The sequence below is a fragment of the Sediminibacillus sp. JSM 1682029 genome, from assembly GCF_041366435.1.
GTDB lineage: Bacteria > Bacillota > Bacilli > Bacillales > Amphibacillaceae > Sediminibacillus > Sediminibacillus terrae.
On sequence record NZ_JBEWYY010000013.1, the window covers coordinates 18077 to 39108 of the forward strand.

The window sequence follows — 21032 nt, forward strand, 5'->3', positions numbered from 1 at the left end:
TCTTAGTATATCCGAAAACAAACCGCCAACCAGTCAAGATTATGGAAATTCGTCAAGGACTACCGGCAGGGGACTGACCCCCACTGTGGTACCATATTACTTTGGTAAAGTGGTGAGCAGCATGTCGACGTGAGGGATTCCATCGTCTAGATAGACATCGGATATTTCGTTAAAACCAAAGGAAGCATAAAAGTGCCTCAGGTATTCCTGACCCTGGATTTTTATGGTTGTTTCCTGCCACTGATCGGTTATATGGGATATTGCTATTTCTAAGAGCTCTCTGGCATAACCTTGTCCCCGGTACTGCTTATGAACCAGTACCCTGCCGATGGAAGCCTGTTCGTACACCGTTCCTTTCGGAAGCAGACGTGCATAAGCTACAATTTTTTCCCCATCCTTGCAGAATAAATGGTCGGCACTATCATCATGTCCATCCAGCTCATGGTATGGACAACGCTGTTCAACGACAAAAACATCGACCCTTGTTTTAATGATGGTATATAATTCTTTTGCATCCAACTCACCAAATGACTTGCGAATCCAGTCCATCTAAATCCTCCTTGTTTAGCATGCGGCAAGACAGCAAAGTATATGTGTACAGTATAACTTTCTCCAATGCCATCAAATTTGTAAAGTGGGAGGTTTTGGACAATAGCGGAAGCGCCTGTGTACAACGAAAAAAGAAAAATCCCTCACTGATGAACAGCAGGGATTTTCCTCCTATTATAAATCGTCAAAACCATTATCGGTGTAATTTACTTTGGTATACTGTCTCGACTTCTGTTCAAAGAAATCCGACTTGCCCAGATCCACTTCTTCATATGCTTTTATCCAGCGGAGCGGATTTTTGGTTATTTCCGGATACGGTTTTTCATAGCCAAGCTGTTTACAGCGTGTATTGGCATAAAACTTAATATAATTTTCCACGTCCTCCAGCAAAATGCCATCGATTTTGTTGCCGATTATGTGGCGGGCCCATTCCGTCTCCAGATGCACCGCTTGCTTAAAGGTGTCTTGTACAAATGTTTCCAATTCCTTTGTGTCATATTCTGGATGCTCCGTGAGCACTTCTTTGAAAATCCGTACAAACAAATCGACATGCAGCTGTTCATCGCGATTGATGTAATTGATCATCGTAGAGGTGGCGACCATCTTTTGATTCCTTGCCAGATGATAGAAAAAGGCAAAACCGGAATAAAAGAACAGTCCCTCAAGTATTACATCGAAAACAACGGATTTCAGCAGATTATCTACCGTCGGTTCTTCTGCGAATGCCCGATAACCATCGGTGATGAAATCATTGCGCTTTTCCAAAATGGGCTCCGTTCGCCAAAATTCGAACACTTCGTCCTGCTCCTGTTTGGATACAAGGCTGGATAAGACATAGGAATAAGAGTGGTTGTGAATGACTTCCTGCTGAGCGAGAATGATCATGAGAGCATTCAGACTCGAATCCGTTAAATAATCCGCAACCTTCCCGGCATAATCAGTTTGGATACTGTCTAACAAAGCCAATAATCCGATTATTTTCAAAAAAGCGTCCCTTTCCTCGTCAGACAATCCCGGAAATTGCCGCATATCCTGCGACATGTTGATTTCAAAGGGGGTCCAAAAATTCGAAAGCATTTTTTTATATTTCGGATATGCCCAGGCAAATCGGACATCATCCCAATTGAGAATATTGGAGCTTTTCCCGTTGATAATACTAGTAGAATTGTTCGGTGCAGTCTTGTCCATGATATTCCGTTTATTCAGTGATACAACCATTGTTGATCTCCTCTCCTTAGCTGGAACATGATTCACAGTCGATCAATTCCGATGATGTCGACCGTAAATAATAGGTTGTTTTAAGCCCCGATTCCCAGGCATCCAAATGAAGGCTCAGCAATTCTTTGGCCTGGACGGTGTTCGGAACGTATATGTTGAAGGATACACTCTGGTCGATATGCTTCTGTCTGGCTGCGTTCTGTTTGATACTCCAGTGCTGATCGATAAAATAAGCCGATTTATAATACCAGGTGGTATCCGCGTTCAAATCCGGAGCGGTCACAGGAATTTTGTAATCCTTTTTCTCCTCCGCATAAAACTTCTGGAAAATCGGATCAATACTGGCGGTGCTCCCCGCGATAAGAGACGTCGAGGAATTCGGTGCAACTGCCATCAAATAGCTATTGCGGATTCCATGCTCCTGAACCTGTTTCTGTAAGTCGGACCAATCGTAGTCCGAATCCGTATCAGCGGTATAACCCTTATTTTCGAAGTATTTTCCGGTTTGCCAGTCTGAACCTTCAAACGCAGCACAAACACCTTTCTCTTTTGCCAGCTCCATGCTGGACCGGATTGTCAAAAATGCTATTTTTTCATACAGCTCGTCCGCATAGGCCACCGCTTCTTCGCTTTCCCAGCGTATCCCCTTCAGTGCAAGAAGATGATGCCATCCAAATGTTCCAAGCCCGACTGCACGGTACTTTTGATTGGTGAGCTGTGCTTGTAAAACCGGAATCGTATTCAAATCGATTACGTTGTCCAGCATTCTCACCTGGATAGGAACCAATCGTTCCAGAACGCCTTCCGTCACCGCCCTGCCCAAATGGATGGAGGACAAGTTGCAGACAACAAAATCACCGGGTTGTTTATTTACGACGATTTTCCCGTCGACGGTCTGCTGTTCTTCTACCACGGTCGGGCTTTGGTTTTGCGTGATTTCCGTGCAAAGATTGCTCGAATAAATCATGCCGAGGTGGCTGTTCGGATTATGCCTATTGACTTCATCCCGATAAAACATGAAGGGACCCCCGGTTTCGAGCTGGCTTTTCAGAATCCGTTTCATCAAGTCAATCGCAGGGATTTCCTGCTTGCTTAAATGAGGGTGCTGGACACATTCCCAGTATTTTTCCCGGAAGCTTCCATCGCCCTTCGACTCGTCAAAGTAGTCCTCGAGAGAATACCCCATAACCGTCCGCACTTCATGAGGGTCGAACAAGTACCAGTTCTCTCTGGCTTCCACCTGCTCCATGAAAAGGTCGGGGAGACAAACTCCCGTAAATAAATCGTGGGTCCGGAGCCGCTCATCCCCATTATTCAACTTCGCATCCAGAAAAGAAGATATGTCTTTATGCCAAATATCCAGATAAACACAGATGGCCCCTTTGCGCTGACCGAGCTGATCGACACTAACCGCTGTGTTGTTCAACTGTTTCATCCATGGCAAAACACCTGACGAAGCACCGCTGAACCCTTTGATCGCACTGCCCCGGCTGCGGATTTTCCCCAGGTAAACACCGATTCCCCCGCCATTCTTGGACAGGTTGGCGATATCGGTATTACTGTCGAAAATCCCCTGCAAACTGTCATCCACTGTGTCAATAAAGCAGCTGGACAGCTGACCGTAGCTTTTTCCGGCATTGGAAAGCGTCGGAGTCGCCACCGTCATGTACAGATTGCTCAATGCCCAATACGCTTCTTTAATCAAGTCTAGCCGTTTTTCTGCCGGTTCATTTTTCATCAATGTCATACAAATGATCATGAACCGTTCCTGCGGCAGCTCATACACCTTGCCTTGATAATCTTTGGCGATATAACGGTCCGCCAAAGTCCGGAGGCCGATGTACGTGAACATGTTGTCTTTGTCAGGATCGATCGTCTGTTCCAGTTCATTAATCTCCTGTTCACTATATGTATCAAGCAGAAAGCGGTCATAAATGCCGATGTCCGTCAAATGACGGATGACTTGTCCAAATGGACCATATTTCCTGCCAGGATCGTACCCTCTGTTCTCGGCTGCCTCCTGGTATAACTGCTGCACGTATAAAGCCGCTGCTGCATAGGTCCAATCCGGTTCATTTTCGTCCAAGTTGGCCAGCGCCTCCAAAATCAACTGGTGGATCCATTCATCATCCGGCAGCCATGGTTTTTGCTCCAGTACTTTGTCACCATGCTCAAATAAACCTTGAATATCCAAATCCGGAAAGCGTCCGGTCAGAACCATTTTCATTTTGCGCTTCCAGTCATTCTGTTTAACTTCTGTTTCGATCATTCCTTACTCCTCCTTTTATCTAAATGAACACATGGGACCAGTTTCCTTATAGATGTCTGGCCTTAACAAGATGTTGAATTCTCCTAAGAAATTTTGTATCTCTCTTCCTGTAAAAGGTTTTTTGAGCATACAAAAAATCCGTCCATGGGACATGGACGGATTGAAAACGACAGTAAATGTGGCATAAACAGCCACTTCTTCCCTATCGTTTTCACTCCCCAGTCCCCGAAGAAATGAAACGCTACAAGAAAAGGCAGGTCTCCTGACTCGTGCTTCTTCCTACTAGAGACCTTCCCAAACCGACGCCGTGAAGCAAAGCGGTTTAGTGGAACTTCTCGTTCGTCCACACTTACAGTTGCGGGGACAGTTCCGGTTTTTCACCGGATTCCCTTTTAAGACAAGGTGTCACCTGATCTTGCATAGAATCAACATATAGTATTCATTTTAGACAAATAAACAATATATTGTGTTAATTAAGACTTTATCACAATCATTTTTTTCTTGCAATCCAAATAATCCCCCTATTTTTCTTTCACTCGGAACAAAGCCTGACATCACGCGATAAATGCTGGATTAAAAAATTTTTTGTCGAAGTATCGAGTTTTTTCAGGAAGGATTTTTTTCTTTTTTATCGAATTATTAACTAATTATGGACTAAGTAACAGAAAGGAAGGGTGGATATGACCCTGGCAAAAGATACAACAACCATTGGCTTTGTCGGTACAGGTGTCATGGGGAAAAGCATGGCTGCCAACCTGATGGAAGCCGGTTTTACCTTGAACATATATACACGGACCAAAACAAAGGCAGATGAACTCTTGGAGGCTGGAGCCGTTTGGAAAGAAAACGCAGCTGTCCTTGCGGCGGATTCAGATGTGATCATCACCATCGTCGGTTATCCCGCTGATGTCGAAGAAGTGTACTTCGGTGACAGCGGCATTCTTGCTCACGCTAAGCCCGGCAGTTATGTCATCGATATGACTACTTCCAAGCCCAAGCTTGCTGAAAGAATTCATAAAGAAGCAGCGAAAAAAGGAATCGAAGCTGTCGATGCACCCGTGTCGGGTGGCGACATCGGGGCCAAAAACGGTACACTTGCAATCATGGCCGGCGGGTCTGAAGCTGCCTTTCAAGAGCTCAAGCCGATTTTCGACGTGCTTGGCAGCAATGTTGTACATCAGGGGGCAGCCGGCTCTGGTCAGCACACAAAGATGAGTAACCAGATTACAATTGCTTCGAATATGATCGGTGTGTGTGAAGCAATAACGTATGCAGAAAAGGCAGGTCTTGATCCTGAACGCGTGTTAAGTAGCATCTCTACCGGGGCTGCAGGAAGCTGGTCGTTAAGCAATTTGGCCCCCAGGATGATTGCTGGTGACTATGAGCCGGGATTTTATGTCAAACACTTTATTAAAGACATGAAAATCGCCCTGGAGTCTGCTCAAGAAATGGGGCTTCTCACCCCTGGATTGGAGCTGTCCCTGTCGCTGTATCAAAGGTTGGCAGAATCTGGCGGCGAAGATGACGGAACGCACGCATTGATCAGATTGTTCAGAACTTAATAAAAAAGAACCTGGGACAAAAGCATCGTGTTCCAAATAAAAACCGAACAATGACACCATTCCTTCGGTATTTTTGATGAGCAAAAAGCAAAACGTTCTACCTTATGAAAAGTGCAACTCTCCACTCCGGCAAGGTACTTCGCTTTCCGCGGGCACGGCTTCAGCTAACTTGGCAAAGAATACCGCTTTGCCAAGTGGATCTTCAGCTCGCGCTCATCCCGCCGGAGTCTTCATACCTTGCCTCCGTTGGAAGTCTTCTGGTGTGATTTCCGTTTTGCCTATTGCCTTTACATAGAAAGCTGAGCTGTATGGAAGTCGCCTTTTTATGCTTTTGTCCAATCTCTAAAGAATAAAGGACCCCCATGCTGATTTTTCGGCTTCGTCACTGTTTAAATACCTATCAACCAATAGAAGAATACGGTTTATCTTGTCTTGATCATGTGGAGATCAGTGCACAAAAACGTAGCGATTCGAAGCACGCATCAAATAACAGGATAAAAGGAAGTTTATCATCCAAATAAAAACCGAACGAATCGGTTTTTGCTTTGGTGGCCATGCTTTTGTCCGGCCCGCTTTTAATCGTTCTCCTGCTTCTTGCGCTTTTCTATTTCCCTACTGACGATGAAAGCCAGGTCATCATTTCCGAATAACTGCAAAACATTCAGCACGGTGGTGTCGGGAATTGGCTCCGACTCCTGTTTCGGCACCGTCAGCTCCAGCGTCTTTTCCAACTCTTTATTGTTCCCCTGCTCCGGATAGGCTTCCCGGTAGAGCTCTTCAGGCTGCAAATCGTTATTGACACACCATTGAGCAAAGACAAGAATCATCATGTTCTCGTCCTGCCGATATTGCTCGATAATTTTTTCTTCCATCTCTTTTTTATCCATGTCTTTCACCTCATTCCTTTTGAAACAAAAACAGCCACATAAAGCTCAGGGCCTGTTGCAATTCTTCTGTTAAACCGGCTGTCGTCTTTTCGGTGACACCTTTTTTATAAACTCCTTTTCCACTGATGGTGGTCCAGCCGATTTCCTCTTCAACCAGTCTTTTCAATTCCCACGGCATCATCGTGTTACAGATTACCTTGTTTCCGTATAGCCTGGAAAAACTATTGTTCCTCGGTCCTGCGGTCGGTCCCAACAGACCGATACACACGCTTCCCTCCGACTTCAAAACCCGATCCAGCTCCTGCAGGGCATTCAGTGGATGCTCTGTCCATTCCAGTACATTGATGCCCATGACGGCATCGAAGCTTTCGTCTCCAAACGAGAGATGGATGATATCTTCCCTCAGAAAGGTTATGCCCTCCCCTGCCATGTGCTTTGCCTTTTCAATCATCTCTTCTGATAAATCCGTTCCTGTCACTTCGTATCCTGCCTGCTTCAGCTTATAGGAACCATACCCATCTCCGCAGCCAACATCCAGCACGGAAGCACCCGCTGGTAAATAGCGCTCCAGAAATGGAATAATCGCTTTTCTGCTGCCGGTATCCCACATATTTCTGCTGTTTTGACTCCAAAAGGATGCCCGTTCATCCCACTGCTTTCCTGCCTCTTCATGCCAGTCAAACGTCTTATCAGCCATATTGCTTCCCCCTCCGTCATTTAACCGATCCCCATCATATGAATATCCCCTCTATTTTAGCGTTTTTCCTCCAACAAAAAAAGCGCATCGACCGATGCACTTTTTTACGTAGTGGCAGATTATAAAGGCTGGACGTTAGACGCCTGCGGACCGCGGTCGCCTTCGACAATATCGAACTCGACTTCCTGGCCTTCATCAAGCGTTTTAAAACCTTCAGTCTGGATGGCTGAGAAGTGTACGAATACATCGTCGCCATCTTCTCTTTCAATGAATCCGAACCCTTTATCGGCGTTAAACCATTTGACTTTTCCTGTCATGAAAAAAACCTCCTTCTTACAATAATGCGGGTAAAGGGGCACAAAGTATTTCTAATTCCCTTACCTTCTTTATTGTGAAAGAAATGGGAAAGAATTATTCAATTCCCATTTCCTTTTCTTCATTTCCTCGACGATTTTCATTCTAAACCGGAAATTGAGAGCGTTTATTACCTTTAAATACAAGTTGATTTTTCTCTTTAACCTCTGTTAAAATATATGCTTGCAAGAGACAATGTTATATAGATTCCACCCTACATTTATATCTTGCAAATATGAATTGATAGGTGGTAATAAAAATGGATAATCAAGAAAAGTATCAAGTATTGTTGTATTATAACTACGTTCCGATCGAAGACCCCGAGACTTATGCAGCTGAACATCTCAAGTATTGTAAAGAGCTCGGTTTGAAAGGCCGTATCCTCGTTGCTGAAGAAGGCATTAACGGTACAGTCTCTGGAACGGTAGAGCAAACCAATAAATATATGGACGACATGCACGCAGATCCTCGTTTTGCCGACATGGTCTTCAAAGTGGACGAGGCTGACGGCCATGCATTCAAAAAAATGCATGTGCGTCCGCGTCCGGAGCTTGTTACACTCCGTCTGGAGGATGACATCGATCCAAATGAAACAACCGGCCAATACCTTAGTCCCCAAGAGTTTTATGAGGCAATGCGGGATGAAAATACGGTTGTTTTGGATGCACGAAATGATTATGAATATGACCTAGGTCATTTCCGCGGCGCCATCCGTCCCGACATTGAAACATTCCGGGAACTGCCCGAATGGGTGGAAGAAAATAAAGATAAACTGGAAGGTAAAAAAGTCCTTACTTATTGTACCGGCGGCATCCGTTGCGAGAAATTCTCTGGATGGCTGGTAAAGGAAGGATTTGAGGATGTCGGCCAATTACATGGCGGAATCGTCACCTACGGAAAAGACCCTGAAGTACAAGGCGAACTATGGGATGGTCAGCTTTACGTTTTTGACGAACGGATTTCTGTACCAGTCAATCGCAAAGAACATGTCATCGTAGGGAAAGACTTCTTTGACGGGGAACCTTGCGAACGCTATGTAAACTGCGCAAATCCTGAATGTAACCGCCAGTTCCTTTGCTCGGAAGAGAACGAACATAAGTACATGCGCGGATGTACGCATGAATGCCGTGTATCGCCACGCAACATGTATGTGGAAGAACACAATCTTTCCGAAGAAGAAATACAAGCAAGATTGGAAAGAATCGAACGGGAAGATGGCGTAGCCCATCAATAAAGGCGACCATCACGGAGGCCACTGAAAAACCGAAGTTTTATGATAGGTATAATTTAAAAAAAAAGCGGTCAGTGCGGAATTTAATTTCCGCACTGACCGCTTTTCGTCTAATTATTAGAGGTTTGTGTCCCCTGTTCCTTCATTCGTTCTACGTTTGCCATCATAGAGGCCTTCATACTACAGTTAATTGTGCAAGAAAAAAGAGTGATTTTCTTTTTTAAATCAAATAAAAATCAACTCTTTTTAGATTGGCCCTTGGTAATTCCACGATGAGCGAGCGGTGGTGACGCCTGCGGCAAGCATCCACCGCCAAGCGATACGCTGGATCAACAACGAGCGTTGTCAGCGACTTTAGATTAAAAGGACTGTTTCAGTGACCTCCCATTACGGTCGTCTTTTGTATATATTGGTGCTTTCCTTATCAGGAAAGGGGTGGTTTATGCTATCCTGCAATAAAGGAGGGGATTTTAGATGAATGTTTATGACTTTTCCGCCACAACCATTTCGGGGGAGGACATCTCCCTGAAGGAGTACGAAGGACAGGCGATGCTGATAGTCAACACCGCCAGCAAGTGCGGCTTCACTCCCCAGTATGCAGGTCTGCAGCAGTTATATGATGCTTATCGGGAGAAAGGTTTGGTTGTATTGGGTTTTCCCAGCAATCAATTTATGAACCAGGAGCCTGGTTCAGAAGAAACCATCCAGGATTTCTGCCAAGTAAATTATGGGGTCACCTTTCCGCTGTTCAGTAAAGTAGATGTAAAAGGAAAAGACGCCCATCCGCTCTTTGCTTATTTAAGCAAGCAAGCGCCTGGCATCCTTTCCGGACAGATTAAGTGGAACTTCACCAAGTTTTTAGTCGATAAGGACGGTCATGTCGTTAAACGATATGCCCCGTCGACCAAACCAGAAAGCATAGAAGCGGACATCCGACAACTTCTGGATTCATAAAAAGCTGCGGCCTCTCCCCCGATAGGAGAAGCCGCAGCTTTTAGTTATTCGTCTTTTGCCTTTTCTTCGTCGGTTTCGATATCTTTATAAGAGGTTCTTTTCTTTCTGTCTGCTTTTTCATCTTTTTCCACCTGATCAATCGGGAAATCCTCCTGCGGTTCAGCAAAAGTATCACGTTTGTCCTGTTTTTCCTTAGACTCTTTGAACTTGATTTCATCTTTTTGATCGGGGAGCAGACTGCCACGCTCGCGTTCTGACTTGTCCATGCTACCAACCTCCACTATGTTAAAGTGTTTTTATACTATTCCCTGCATAGGGAGGAGGACAAACCTTTTTCAGGGATCGTCAGTATGCTTTAGCCCAGTAGACTAGTTCTTTTGCTGGCTCTTGACAGCAGACACAAGTATCGGCGACTATCTCCTGTTCAAAAGGGATACAGCGGGATGTCGCGGTGGTTTCTTCTTTTATTTGATCCTCACACTGCCGACTTCCACACCACATCGCCTTGATAAAACCGGGATTTTGTTCTAAATTCTGTTTGAACTCTTCCATGTTTCTCGCCACAGTGGTTTTAGCCTCGCGGTGCTGCTTGGCTTTTTCGAACAAGCTTCGCTGGATATCCTCCAACAACTCCGGAATGGCCGTTTCCAGTTCAGCAATCGGTGTGAACTGTTTCTCACCAGTATCTCTGCGCACCAGTACAGCTTGCCCTTTTTCCATATCCTTCGGCCCGATCTCCAATCGGATCGGTACCCCCTTCATTTCATACTCATTGAATTTCCAACCAGGCATTTTATCACTCGCATCGATATCGACCCTGGCGATGCTTCCAAGCTGTTCTTTCAATTGATATGCCTTGTCGAGGACTCCTTCTTTATGCTGGCCGATCGGCACGATCATCACTTGCTTGGCGGCGATTTTCGGAGGGACTACCAGGCCGCGGTTATCCCCATGAACCATGATCATTGCTCCGATCGATCTTGTGGTGAACCCCCAGGACGTTTGATGAACGGGCTGCAATTCACCGTCTTCATCGGTAAAGCGGATATCGAAGGCTTCGGCAAACCCGGTCCCCAAATGGTGGGACGTTCCTGCCTGCAGTGCCTTCCCATCATGCATCAAACTTTCGATCGTCAAGGTATAGGCAGCCCCGGCAAACTTCTCTTTCTCTGTTTTCTTTCCTTTTAGAACCGGAATCGCCATGTAATCCTCGAAGACACTTGCATACACATCAAGCATTTGTCGTGTTTCCCTGGCTGCATCTTCATCGGATGCATGACATGTGTGACCTTCCTGCCACAGGAACTCAAGTGAGCGAAGGAACGGCCTGGTCGTTTTTTCCCAGCGGACGACGTTGCTCCACTGATTGTACAGCTTTGGTAAATCGCGGTAGGAGTGGATGATTTTTGCATAATGTTCAGCAAAAAGCACCTCAGAGGTCGGACGGACAACCAGCCGTTCTTGTAACTCTTCATCACCGCCATGTGTCACCCAGGCAACTTCCGGAGCAAATCCCTCGATATGGTCTTTTTCTTTTTGCAGCATACTTTCCGGAATGAACAATGGAAAGTACATGTTTTCATGTCCGGTTTCTTTGATTTTTGCATCGAGTATATCCCGGATGTTTTCCCAAATCGCATAACCATCCGGCCGAATGATCATCGAGCCTCTTACCGGACCATAGTCTACCAAATCAGCCTGTTTAACGACGTCTGTGTACCATTGGGCAAAATCGTCTTCCATTGCGGTGACTTTTTCGACAAATTGCTTATTTTTTTTGGCCATGTTCAACCACCTTTTCTTTTTCTATTTTTCAATTCATGCAGCAAAAAACAAAAAACCCCGATCCCTGAAAAAGGGACCGAGGTCTGGTGGTACCACCCTTGTTCGCAGTTTCCTGCGCACTCTTTTTTTGATAACGGATATCTCCGCTTGCATCTTATCGATACTGAGCTCCAAGGCAGGTTCCCGGACAGCTGTACAGGAATTCTCACCAACCATTCCCTCTCTGCGCTACCGCTTGTTCCAGTACTGATCCTTGTCATCGCTTATTCGTAAATTCAAATGTATAAATACTATATGAATTAACCGGCTCCTTGTCAAGTTGCCCATGCTAACTTCCTTTTCGGGGACAGTCCCCTTATCAGGCTCCTTGCGGCATATTCAGGACAACGACACCAATCACGATTGCGGCGACTCCAACCATCGTTTGAACAGAAAACTGTTCCTTCCAAAAAACAATGCCAATCATCACGGTCATCACGGTGCCGATACCAGCCCACAACGCATACGTGAGCCCCATTGGCAGCTCTTTCAACGCCAACGCCAGAAAATAGAACGATGCACCATAACTTATAATCGCCATGGCACCTGGAATCAATTTTGTGAACCCAGCAGACATCTTCAGCATGGAACTTCCGACAATTTCACTTATAATGGCTCCTGCCAATAGTAAATATGCCATCTTGAATACCTCCCTGTTTCCGTTTTCGTCTTTTTTTCTTTCCCGCATCGCCAGCCAAAAAACCAATAAACTATAAACGTTTTTACCGTTTATTTATACAAAAATCAAAGAATAAAAGCGTCTCATCTTTTATTCTCTGGTACCAATCCATACAGCAGGATGTCGACTATTTGGGACAAAGCTTCCGCCACTGTAATATTGTTTTTATTGAAAAAGTGCTGGTCCAACGTTGTATTGATTGCCTCGATCAGCACCTTCATGATGACGGGAATCGAGTAGTTTGAAACAATTTCTCCCGTTTCCATGCCCTGTTCGATCAATTTCTGCAAATCATCCCAATCTTCTTCGAGCGCATCTTCCATCTTCACCCATTGATCGGGATAATACCTTTTCATTTCATCCAATATCGGGCGATCATAGATTTGATGATATTCCGGGAGTACTTGCATCAATTGTTTGATTTTGTCGATAAAAGAAATAGAATCATCAGCCATCAATTGATTGGTCTTCTGGTCTGTCTCTTCTAAAATATTATCCACGATGGTTTCGATAATTTCTTCTTTCGAGGAAAAATGCTCATAAACCGTTTTTTTACTAATTCCTAGTTGGTTGGTGATATCATCTACCGTAAAACGCATACCGCTTTGCTGTATTTCCTCGACGACCTGCTTGATAATTCTTTCCTTCACGCTATGACCCCTTCTAGATCGTCCCCGTGAATTGAATAAATCACGGAAACTCATTCAGTTTTTTCAGTTTCCATTTTACCTGGATTCCCTTCTAGCTGTCAATTCTTCCGTGTTTGCTGAAACACTTTTACCCTACTTGGCCGCCATATCTTTCAGCGAGCTCTTCGGCAAGCTCGGCAATTAGCTCGATATTCCATTCCGCCTTACGGTTATCCGCTATTTCCAGCCAAAGCCTTCCGTGTTTTGGCCAGTAGGTGATCTCGAGTACCCCTTTTTGTCCTTCTTTTTTTGTGTGCCAATGGTAACAGCCCTTTTTTGTACTTAAGGTGGTTCTTTGGGTGATAGTCAAAGCAAAACGCTCGATCAGTTCTTCGATTTCATCGCAAATGAACTGTTCATCCATAGGCTTTACACTGCCTAAATTATTTTCCAAGATTTCATACGTAATCACCGTATCCCTCCTATTACGATTATCGTACCATAACAGGCAAGCATCGTTTGGAGAATAGGAAAATCAGTATTTTACATTCTTAGCAAACATCACAGCGAGGGGCGGGATATTTACTGGCAAGAACAGTCTTTTCCAGCTTCAGCGTCCACCCTCTCTGTGGCAAACACTCGCCAGACCCTGTTCAAAAAAACCGCGCAACCCCTCAAGTCAGGGCTGCCCGGTTTTCTTCGCATATAGTCTTTCAAGCCAGATTTTTCAACAGGTTGGCCATTTCTATTGCTGAAACGGCTGCTTCTGCTCCTTTATTGCCTGCTTTTGTCCCAGCTCTTTCGATTGCTTGTTCGATGGTATCCGTGGTCAGCACACCAAATATCACCGGCAAATCCTCCTGCATGGATACACTGGCCACTCCTTTTGAAACTTCGCTGCTTACATAATCAAAATGAGGAGTCGATCCCCTGATGACCGTCCCTAAGGCAATCACCGCATCATACTTTTTGGAAGCAGCCATTTTTTTCGTAACCAACGGTATTTCGAACGCGCCAGGAACCCATGCAACCGATACATCGTCTTCCGAAACTCCATGTCGCCTCAATGCATCCTGTGCACCGCTTAATAACTTGTTGGTGATGAACTCGTTGAACCTTCCAACCACGATTCCGATCTTTAAATCCGTACCTACCAGGTTTCCTTCGTAAACATTTGTCATTTTTATCATCCTCCTTAAAATCAGTTGCTGCCGGGAAAATCAAATAAATGGTCGAGCTTTGCTTTTTTCGTTTGCAAGTATCTTTCATTGCTTTTATTTGCCGGTATTTGGATTGCTTTTCTTTCCGTCACTTCCAACCCATAATCATTCAACCCGGAAATTTTCCGCGGGTTATTGGTCAATAACTGCAGCTTCCGGACACCAAGGTCCTTTAACATTTGGGCGCTCACTGCATAGTCCCGCAAGTCTGCCGGAAAACCCAGCTGGTGGTTTGCTTCGACGGTATCGAAACCCTGTTCCTGCAGCTTGTAAGCCTTCAGTTTATTCAGCAAGCCAATTCCTCTGCCTTCCTGACGCATGTATATCAGCACGCCAGTTCCAGCTGCCTCGATCTCTTGGAGAGCCTGCTCGAGTTGCGGTCCGCAATCACAGCGGCGGGAACCAAAAACATCTCCAGTCAAACATTCTGAGTGAATCCGCACGAGGACAGGATTCTCCGGGCTTATCTCACCCTTGAAAAGGGCGAGGTGCTCCTTGCCTGTGAATTTTTCCGTGTAAGCAGTCAGACGGAAATCCCCATAGGCAGTCGGCAGATCGATGGTTATTTCTTTATTGATCAGAACATCATTCACTTTTCGGTAGGCAACCAAATCTTGAATGGTGATAAGCGACAAGTCATACCGTTCTGCCATTTTTTCCAACTCCGGCAGCCTCGCCATGGTCCCGTCGCCGTTCATGATTTCACAAATCACTCCTGCAGGCTTAGATCCGGCAAGTTTCGCCAAGTCGACGGCAGCTTCCGTATGACCCGTCCGCTCCAGGACGCCAGCCCGTTTGGCGACTAACGGAAACACATGGCCAGGTCGCTTAAAAGCAGCAGCTTCTGTCTTGTCCTCAATCAATTTTTGGATGGTCAGTGCCCGGTCGTAAGCACTGATCCCTGTATCGGTTTCCTCATGGTCGACACTGATGGTAAATGCCGTTCCATAAGTGTCGCTGTTTTCTTCCACCATGGCTGGCAGGCGGAGTTTGTCGGCCAGCTTTTTGTCCATCGGAGCACATATAAGTCCCCTGCCTTCCTTGGCCATGAAGTTGATCGATTCAGGAGTGGCATGCTCTGCAAGCATAACCAAGTCTCCTTCGTTTTCCCGGTCTTCGTCGTCCACGACAATGACCATTTTTCCAGCCCTCAAGTCTTGTATTGCCTGGTCTATCGTTTGGAACATAACTAGTCCTCCTAATCTAAAAAGCCAAATTGCTGTAATTTTTCTGTGGTTATTTTCCCAGTCTTCCCTTCTGCAGGCTGGTATTTTGCCGTCAGTAGACGATCGATGTATTTTGCCAGCACATCATATTCCAGGTTGACGGTTTCTCCTGTCTGCTTGTCAGCGAGAATGGTTGCCCGCTGTGTTTCGGGAATCAACGAGATCGTAAAAGCCGATGGATGGACGGCAAACACGGTCAAGGAAGTGCCGTCCACTGCGACTGACCCCTTTTCCGATAGATACGGAATTCCCTCTGGCGGGACTTCGATGGTTATATAAACTGCATTTGCTTCCTTCCACTTATGGGTGATGATACCTACAGCATCTACATGCCCGGAGACAAAATGCCCCCCGAATCGATCCTGAGCACGCATGGCCCGTTCCAGATTAACATGAGTTCCGGGAGTGACTCCGGACAGCGAGGAGGTACGGAATGTTTCGGGAATGATGTCTACCGTAAAATCAGTCTCTTGAAAAGACGTGACGGTCAGACAAACACCATTCACCGAAATACTGTCGCCTATTCTCACATCGCTTGTCACCGTTTCAGCCGCTATGTTCATCGTCAACGAGTCCTGCTTGCGATGGATGGATGTTACTTTTCCCTTTTCTTCGACAATACCAGTAAACAATCACTCCGCCTCCTTTTTTGGTATGGCAATGACTTTAAGATCGCCGCCGATTTTTTCGACCGATTTAATGTCCAGCTGTTTTGCTAGCCCCATCCGTTCCGGCGAAACACCACCCACCACTGGAATGGCATCACTCCCACCAAGAAGGAGCGGAGCAATATACCAATGACACTCATCAAAAAAACCTGTTTCGATAAAAGAGCCATGAACGGTACTTCCGCCTTCTACATAGACAGACTGCACACCCTCATTTCCCAGCAGTTTCAACACGGAGTCCAACTCTACTTTCTTTGTACCGATTTGGAATACTTTCACATGCGGTTTTATCAGCTTGGATTGTTCCGTATCGGCTGAGGATCCACAAATCAACCACGTTGGCGCTTCGGGACTAGTCAGCAGGTGGCTGCCGGCAGGAATACTCAAATCGCTGTCCAGCACTATCCGAATCGGCTGCTTGCCGCCTTCCGGAAGTCTGACAGTCAGCCGTGGATCGTCCGCCACTACGGTCCCTATACCGACCAGGACAGCGTCATGGAGGTCACGCTGCCAATGAACATCATCTCTTGCAGCTGCCGATGTGACCCAGCGACTGTCACCAGTACTGGCTGCCGTTTTGCCGTCCAAAGTCATGGCCGCTTTCAATGTAACAAAGGGTGACTTTTCTCTGATTTGTTTAAAAAACCGGCGATTGAGCTCCAACGCCTTTTCCTGTCTCAAGCCCACTTCGACCTCGATTCCTGCCTGACGCAACCTTTCCACACCACGGCCCGCCACTTCGGGATTGGGATCCAGACAGGCAATGTAGACTTTCGCTAATTGATGTTCCACAATCAAATCGGCACACGGCGGAGTTTTACCATGATGGGAGCACGGTTCCAAGGTGACATACATCACTGCACCTGCCGCCGCTTCTCCCGCTTGTCTCAACGCATGCACTTCTGCATGTGCACTCCCTGCCTCCAAGTGGCTGCCCATTCCGATCACTTTGCCATCTTTCACGACGACCGCACCGACAGAAGGGTTCGGACTTGTTTGTCCAATGGTCACTTCTGCCAACGCCAACGCTGTATCCATATAGGTTTCTTTTGATGCCAAATCCTTCATCCTCTCGTTTCCCGGAGCACGGAGTTTCGATATTTCATTCAAAACACAAAAAAGCCCCGGTAGATGCCGGGGCTTTTAAAATAGGTAAAGTTAAGTTGAGACGGTGCTTCCTGAATACGGCAAAGAAAGCAGCGGCATAAAATGCCCCGCGTTTTCCCGTACTCGAATCAACGTCACAAACGTCCTGTTCCTTTTCCCATCCAGACTTTAACTGTCGGCTTTGGAATTTCACCAAATCCACCGTTGCTTTCGCAAACGGGTCACGGACTGAGGACATGAACTTGTCCATCACCGCCGGTCGGGATTTACACCCTGCCCCAAAGGAATTTCGTATTTAATTAAGGACATCATAGCATTATTTTGTGAAAAATGCATCTAACTAGCCTTATGAAAATTTCTCCAAATTACCTTGTGTGTGACCTATGAACATGTTACTATACGGTTAAATAAATTTTACCGTATGATTTTTAACAAAGGGGTGACTTGGGATGAAACAATTAATGGTATTGGAGACTTATGAACAGTTAAAATCTTTGAGTGATCCTTTTCGGAGTCAGATAATGATGCGGCTGATGGAACAGCCATACACCGGGCAGCAGTTGGCCTTCCAATTCAATCTCTCCAGGGCAAAGATTCATTATCACCTGCGGGAGTTAGCCAAAAATGGATTAGTGGAAATTGTGAAGACAGAAGAAAAGAATGGAATCATGCAAAAATTTTACCAATCCACCGCAAGAGGATTTACACCTTCAGAGGAATTGCTTCCGTATAAAGAAGAACTAAGTGAATCAATTCGGCAAATGTACACCCGCATGCTGGAAAGGACGAAAATGAGGGTAATCACCGCTCCAGAGGATGCCTTTAAGCAAGAGACAGCTACATCCAAACCCGCAGAATGGTCGCATCTTGGCTCGACATGGGAAATCTCGGCAACGGAAGAAGATTTCAAGCAGTGGATTAAGAAGTTTTTTGATTTAATAGATGAATTAAAGGCTTTAAGCGCCGAGACGGAAAACGCCCCCGATCAAAAGCTATACAGCATTACGGCTTTTGGATTCGAAATCGACGAGTCGTTGTTCCAAAAAAGAGAAATAAAAGATCAATCAAAAAAAGAATCTGAATAGTTTCTTTTTTTAAGCTTACGGTTAGTTTTTTTCAACCGTATAACTTTTTTAACTAGGAGGCCGTAAATGAACTTACTATGGACCAATCGAAATTTTCTACTGTTATTTATCGGCAGAATTGTCACCAATATCGGGGACAGCATTTACTATGTAGCTGCCATGTGGCTTGTTTACGATTTAGGCGGCAGTGCATTTTACTCTGGTTTGGCGGGGTTTTTAACGTTGCTTCCAGCGGCGCTACAGTTTTTCACAGGGCCGTTTGTCGATAAATGGCCGATTAAAAAAGTACTTGTGCTTACCCAGCTGTTACAATGCATCCTGATTTTAATCATTCCGATGGCTCACTGGCTCGGTTTTTTGTCCGTTCATCTCATCCTGATTATCATGCCACTGATCGCTTTTATTGAACAATTTGCCTATCCTTCCCAGACAAAAGCACTTGTCTATATTCTTTCCAGACAACAGCTTGTAAAGGGAAATTCCTTGTTCGCCTTTGCCTATCAGGGGATTGATTTGCTATTCAATGCCGTTTCCGGAATCCTCGTCGCCATCGTAGGAGCTGTGTCTCTATATCTTGCAGACTCCATGACATTTGCTTTGGCAGCCATATTGTTCACTATTTGTAAACTTCCATGGGCCGAAGAAAAGAGGAAAGAAAAGACATCAGTTAAACAGGCTTTTCTGGAATATAAAACGGAATTGAAACAAGGATTTTCGATTGTTTTCCACTCATTGTTGGCAAGTTTTTTAATTGGGGCTGTCGCTTGCAACTTTGCGATTGGCGCTGGATTGGCCGTCCTTCCCGGTTTGGGAGCTGAGCTGGGGGGAGCAGAAATATACGGTTTTTACTTGGCGGCTATGTCTACCGGTTCCCTGCTCGGAGCATTGACCAGTTCTTTGTTCGGCCGGTTTTCAGTGGGAAAGCTTTCCATTCTGACGTTTTTTTTCGGGTCTTGTTTCTGGGTTGCCAGTACATTTCTCACACCTGTCCTTTGGGGTGCGGTGCTATTCGGGTTGGCGTGGATACCAGTTGGCGCGACCAATGTTTTGTTTGCTGCCGTAATGCAATCCGTTGTCCCGCTCCATCTATTAGGACGAGTCAATACCGTTTCCCGCAGTATGAGTGCCTCAGCTATGCCGATTGGGTCACTGGCTGGCGGATCCCTTGCTTCTACCTTTTCTCCCGCCCTGATCTTCAGCTGTGCCGGAGCGGGCTTGTTGATAGTGGCAATCGTATGGCTCTGTCATCCGGGACTTCGAAAGCTGCCTAAAACGGCTGAAATGACTGCGGAAACCTTCGACTTGCCCACTGATATGAAAGAAAACCGAACGGGTTCGAATGCTTAGATATTCGAATCATCGTTCGGTTTTGCTTTGTCCAATATGCTTCTGTGCCAGCCATTTCTTTTGTCAATTTTGCTTTACTGCTTTAACCGTTTCCGCATCGGCATCTTCTCCGATGATTTTGACTTCTCTTTCCAGGAAAACACCGAACTTATCCTTGACTGTCTTTTGTACCAGCTCAATGACAGAGATATATTCGGTTGCAGTCGCATTGTTTTTATTGACGATGAAGCCTGCATGCTTGGTGGAAACTTCTGCACCGCCTACTCCTTTACCCTGCAACTCGCTATCCTGGATCAACTTGCCGGCAAAATAACCTGGCGGTCGTTTAAAAACACTGCCGCATGATGGATATTCGAGCGGCTGCTTGGATTCCCGCTTATGTGTAAGGTCGTCCATCACTGCCTTGATATTCTGATAGTCGCCTGGTTGGAGCTTGAACTTTGCCTCTAAAACGATGTATCCGTTGTCTGGAATATTGCTGGTCCGGTATTCCAAATCCAGCTCTTCTGCAGCAAGGGTCAATAATGCCCCCTCCCGATCGACGACCACCGCCTCTTCTAATACATCTTTGATTTCCCCGCCGTAAGCACCGGCATTCATAAACAAGGCTCCTCCCACTGTTCCCGGGATTCCGCAGGCAAACTCCAGCCCGCTCAGCCTCTCGTTCAACGCCCGGCGTGAAACATCGATTATGGCCGCTCCGCTTTGGGCGAATATCGTATCAGACTCTACCCGGATATCCTGAAAGCGTTTTTGACTCATGACGATGCCGCGAATTCCACCGTCCTTCACAATCATATTGGAGCCATTGCCAAGCAGGGTGAACGGGATATTTTCCCTTCTGGAAAGCTTCACCAGTTCCTGAACTTCAGAAAATGTTTCCGGCGTGACAAGGATATCCGCTTTTCCGCCAAGGCGAGTGTACGTATGGTTTTTCAACAGCTCATCCAGCATAATGTTTTCTGTAGCTGTTATATGTGATATTTCCTGATAAACATGTTTGATATTTATCAAATCAAATCATTCCTTTAATTGTCCTCTTCGTTGATGGTTAAAAGTGACCCATGAATCCCTTTTCCCATAACCTTGATTATAACAGGTGGACTTGACAGCGCCAACTACGATTTTCCCAACCTTTATTTAGCTCATTAAAAGGTTATGTCTTCCCAGAAGAATTCGTGCCTAATCACCAATCACCCCTATCACTACCCGCTGGCCAGTCAGTCAAACATTCCCACACTGTCCATTCGATAAAACCGACCCGGACAAAATATGGCCACCAAAGCAAAAAAGAACGAATTCCAAATATACAGCGAATTTCTGCTTCCGGACGATCAGGACCGGCTGAATATATTCGTTTTCTTCTTTTGGCTGATAGAATATCCAAACTTCTTTAAAAGGAAAGCAATAAACAGCGATGACAGACTCTTTTTTGGCGAAGACGGAAAATCAGGATGAGAAGTTCCTTTTATTCTTCGGCAATTGGATGTGCGATGGCCAGCAGCATAAAAGTTAAAAAGCCGCAC

At 45.7% G+C, this 21032-nt stretch carries 21 protein-coding genes, 2 riboswitches and 1 other annotated feature; of the genes, 5 read left to right on the forward strand and 16 right to left on the reverse strand.

Features of this window, described 5'->3' with window-relative positions; genetic code table 11:
• Positions 1-96: 96 nt before the first annotated feature.
• The 3 genes from ABVF09_RS17290 to ABVF09_RS17300 all read right to left on the reverse strand — a co-directional run bounded on the left by ABVF09_RS17290 (position 97) and on the right by ABVF09_RS17300 (position 4036).
• A complete protein-coding gene (locus ABVF09_RS17290; RefSeq protein WP_371069728.1) occupies positions 97-549 on the reverse strand; it encodes a GNAT family N-acetyltransferase in 453 nt (150 codons plus the stop codon).
• Between the two features lie 174 nt (positions 550-723).
• Positions 724-1767 carry a ribonucleotide-diphosphate reductase subunit beta gene (locus ABVF09_RS17295; protein WP_026571400.1) on the reverse strand — a complete coding sequence of 348 codons (1044 nt, stop codon included), beginning with the start codon at positions 1765-1767 and terminating at the stop codon, positions 724-726.
• 16 nt (positions 1768-1783) lie between these two features.
• Complete coding sequence (locus ABVF09_RS17300) at positions 1784-4036, reverse strand: ribonucleoside-diphosphate reductase subunit alpha (RefSeq protein WP_371069729.1); 2253 nt, start codon at positions 4034-4036, stop codon at positions 1784-1786.
• 235 nt (positions 4037-4271) lie between these two features.
• A riboswitch (cobalamin riboswitch) is annotated at positions 4272-4464 on the reverse strand.
• A 252-nt stretch (positions 4465-4716) separates the two neighbouring features.
• Here ABVF09_RS17300 and ABVF09_RS17305 point away from each other — a divergent pair.
• Positions 4717-5598 (forward strand): NAD(P)-dependent oxidoreductase, encoded by an 882-nt coding sequence (locus ABVF09_RS17305; RefSeq protein WP_371069730.1) that lies wholly within the window; start codon positions 4717-4719, stop codon positions 5596-5598.
• Between the two features lie 575 nt (positions 5599-6173).
• On the opposite strand, the gene ABVF09_RS17310 is transcribed toward ABVF09_RS17305, so the two are convergent.
• The 3 genes from ABVF09_RS17310 to ABVF09_RS17320 form a co-directional block, all read right to left on the reverse strand.
• On the reverse strand, positions 6174-6485 hold the full coding sequence (locus ABVF09_RS17310) for a hypothetical protein (RefSeq protein ID WP_026571403.1): 312 nt from the start codon (positions 6483-6485) through the stop codon (positions 6174-6176).
• Positions 6486-6495: 10 nt separating this feature from the next.
• Positions 6496-7182, reverse strand: coding sequence for a class I SAM-dependent methyltransferase (locus ABVF09_RS17315; RefSeq protein WP_371069731.1), 687 nt, complete (start codon positions 7180-7182; stop codon positions 6496-6498).
• Positions 7183-7301: 119 nt separating this feature from the next.
• Positions 7302-7499 (reverse strand): cold shock domain-containing protein, encoded by a 198-nt coding sequence (locus ABVF09_RS17320; RefSeq protein ID WP_026571405.1) that lies wholly within the window; start codon positions 7497-7499, stop codon positions 7302-7304.
• A 296-nt stretch (positions 7500-7795) separates the two neighbouring features.
• Between ABVF09_RS17320 and trhO the strand changes: the two genes are divergently transcribed.
• A complete protein-coding gene (trhO, locus tag ABVF09_RS17325; protein WP_026571406.1) occupies positions 7796-8770 on the forward strand; it encodes an oxygen-dependent tRNA uridine(34) hydroxylase TrhO in 975 nt (324 codons plus the stop codon).
• 471 nt (positions 8771-9241) lie between these two features.
• A complete protein-coding gene (locus tag ABVF09_RS17330; protein WP_026571407.1) occupies positions 9242-9721 on the forward strand; it encodes a glutathione peroxidase in 480 nt (159 codons plus the stop codon).
• Between the two features lie 44 nt (positions 9722-9765).
• Here the strand turns inward: ABVF09_RS17330 and ABVF09_RS17335 are convergent, their stop codons facing one another.
• The 9 genes from ABVF09_RS17335 to ribD form a co-directional block, all read right to left on the reverse strand.
• Positions 9766-9987: a hypothetical protein gene (locus ABVF09_RS17335; protein ID WP_026571408.1), complete on the reverse strand. Its 222-nt coding sequence runs from the start codon at positions 9985-9987 to the stop codon at positions 9766-9768.
• 79 nt (positions 9988-10066) lie between these two features.
• Positions 10067-11506 (reverse strand): proline--tRNA ligase, encoded by a 1440-nt coding sequence (gene proS, locus ABVF09_RS17340; protein ID WP_371069732.1) that lies wholly within the window; start codon positions 11504-11506, stop codon positions 10067-10069.
• 68 nt (positions 11507-11574) lie between these two features.
• Positions 11575-11775 (reverse strand) — a binding site (T-box leader).
• 89 nt (positions 11776-11864) lie between these two features.
• Positions 11865-12185 (reverse strand): DMT family transporter, encoded by a 321-nt coding sequence (locus ABVF09_RS17345; protein WP_026571410.1) that lies wholly within the window; start codon positions 12183-12185, stop codon positions 11865-11867.
• 122 nt (positions 12186-12307) lie between these two features.
• Positions 12308-12874: a TetR/AcrR family transcriptional regulator gene (locus ABVF09_RS17350; RefSeq protein WP_026571411.1), complete on the reverse strand. Its 567-nt coding sequence runs from the start codon at positions 12872-12874 to the stop codon at positions 12308-12310.
• 127 nt (positions 12875-13001) lie between these two features.
• The gene (locus tag ABVF09_RS17355; protein ID WP_026571412.1) at positions 13002-13325 is read right to left on the reverse strand and encodes a hypothetical protein; all 324 of its coding nucleotides are present in this window, start codon (positions 13323-13325) and stop codon (positions 13002-13004) included.
• Positions 13326-13566: 241 nt separating this feature from the next.
• Complete coding sequence (gene ribH, locus ABVF09_RS17360; RefSeq protein WP_026571413.1) at positions 13567-14034, reverse strand: 6,7-dimethyl-8-ribityllumazine synthase; 468 nt, start codon at positions 14032-14034, stop codon at positions 13567-13569.
• A 20-nt stretch (positions 14035-14054) separates the two neighbouring features.
• Entirely contained in the window at positions 14055-15260 is a 1206-nt protein-coding gene (locus ABVF09_RS17365; RefSeq protein WP_371069733.1) for a bifunctional 3,4-dihydroxy-2-butanone-4-phosphate synthase/GTP cyclohydrolase II, read from the reverse strand.
• Positions 15261-15271: 11 nt separating this feature from the next.
• Complete coding sequence (locus ABVF09_RS17370; RefSeq protein WP_026770918.1) at positions 15272-15931, reverse strand: riboflavin synthase; 660 nt, start codon at positions 15929-15931, stop codon at positions 15272-15274.
• Complete coding sequence (gene ribD / locus ABVF09_RS17375; RefSeq protein WP_371069734.1) at positions 15932-17035, reverse strand: bifunctional diaminohydroxyphosphoribosylaminopyrimidine deaminase/5-amino-6-(5-phosphoribosylamino)uracil reductase RibD; 1104 nt, start codon at positions 17033-17035, stop codon at positions 15932-15934.
• A 184-nt stretch (positions 17036-17219) separates the two neighbouring features.
• Positions 17220-17364, reverse strand: a riboswitch (FMN riboswitch).
• Positions 17365-17523: 159 nt separating this feature from the next.
• On the opposite strand from ribD, the gene ABVF09_RS17380 reads away from it, so the two are divergent.
• Together ABVF09_RS17380 and ABVF09_RS17385 are read left to right on the forward strand one after the other, a co-directional pair.
• Positions 17524-18159 (forward strand): ArsR/SmtB family transcription factor, encoded by a 636-nt coding sequence (locus tag ABVF09_RS17380; protein ID WP_026571418.1) that lies wholly within the window; start codon positions 17524-17526, stop codon positions 18157-18159.
• A 66-nt stretch (positions 18160-18225) separates the two neighbouring features.
• Positions 18226-19506: an MFS transporter gene (locus ABVF09_RS17385; protein ID WP_371069735.1), complete on the forward strand. Its 1281-nt coding sequence runs from the start codon at positions 18226-18228 to the stop codon at positions 19504-19506.
• A 63-nt stretch (positions 19507-19569) separates the two neighbouring features.
• On the opposite strand, the gene murB is transcribed toward ABVF09_RS17385, so the two are convergent.
• Positions 19570-20520, reverse strand: coding sequence for a UDP-N-acetylmuramate dehydrogenase (murB, locus tag ABVF09_RS17390; protein ID WP_026770920.1), 951 nt, complete (start codon positions 20518-20520; stop codon positions 19570-19572).
• Positions 20521-21032: the final 512 nt, after the last annotated feature.

Coding starts and splice junctions, on each gene's coding strand:
- ABVF09_RS17315 (WP_371069731.1), bottom strand. CDS start 7,182: ATGGCTGATAAGACGTTTGACTGGCATGAAGAGGCAGGAAAGCAGTGG.
- ABVF09_RS17335 (WP_026571408.1), bottom strand. CDS start 9,987: ATGGACAAGTCAGAACGCGAGCGTGGCAGTCTGCTCCCCGATCAAAAA.
- ABVF09_RS17320 (WP_026571405.1), bottom strand. CDS start 7,499: ATGACAGGAAAAGTCAAATGGTTTAACGCCGATAAAGGGTTCGGATTC.
- ABVF09_RS17380 (WP_026571418.1), top strand. CDS start 17,524: ATGAAACAATTAATGGTATTGGAGACTTATGAACAGTTAAAATCTTTG.
- ABVF09_RS17365 (WP_371069733.1), bottom strand. CDS start 15,260: ATGTTCCAAACGATAGACCAGGCAATACAAGACTTGAGGGCTGGAAAA.
- trhO (WP_026571406.1), top strand. CDS start 7,796: ATGGATAATCAAGAAAAGTATCAAGTATTGTTGTATTATAACTACGTT.
- ABVF09_RS17330 (WP_026571407.1), top strand. CDS start 9,242: ATGAATGTTTATGACTTTTCCGCCACAACCATTTCGGGGGAGGACATC.
- ABVF09_RS17295 (WP_026571400.1), bottom strand. CDS start 1,767: ATGGTTGTATCACTGAATAAACGGAATATCATGGACAAGACTGCACCG.
- ribH (WP_026571413.1), bottom strand. CDS start 14,034: ATGACAAATGTTTACGAAGGAAACCTGGTAGGTACGGATTTAAAGATC.
- ABVF09_RS17310 (WP_026571403.1), bottom strand. CDS start 6,485: ATGGATAAAAAAGAGATGGAAGAAAAAATTATCGAGCAATATCGGCAG.
- ABVF09_RS17385 (WP_371069735.1), top strand. CDS start 18,226: ATGAACTTACTATGGACCAATCGAAATTTTCTACTGTTATTTATCGGC.
- ABVF09_RS17305 (WP_371069730.1), top strand. CDS start 4,717: ATGACCCTGGCAAAAGATACAACAACCATTGGCTTTGTCGGTACAGGT.
- ABVF09_RS17345 (WP_026571410.1), bottom strand. CDS start 12,185: ATGGCATATTTACTATTGGCAGGAGCCATTATAAGTGAAATTGTCGGA.
- ABVF09_RS17300 (WP_371069729.1), bottom strand. CDS start 4,036: ATGATCGAAACAGAAGTTAAACAGAATGACTGGAAGCGCAAAATGAAA.
- ribD (WP_371069734.1), bottom strand. CDS start 17,035: ATGAAGGATTTGGCATCAAAAGAAACCTATATGGATACAGCGTTGGCG.
- proS (WP_371069732.1), bottom strand. CDS start 11,506: ATGGCCAAAAAAAATAAGCAATTTGTCGAAAAAGTCACCGCAATGGAA.
- ABVF09_RS17290 (WP_371069728.1), bottom strand. CDS start 549: ATGGACTGGATTCGCAAGTCATTTGGTGAGTTGGATGCAAAAGAATTA.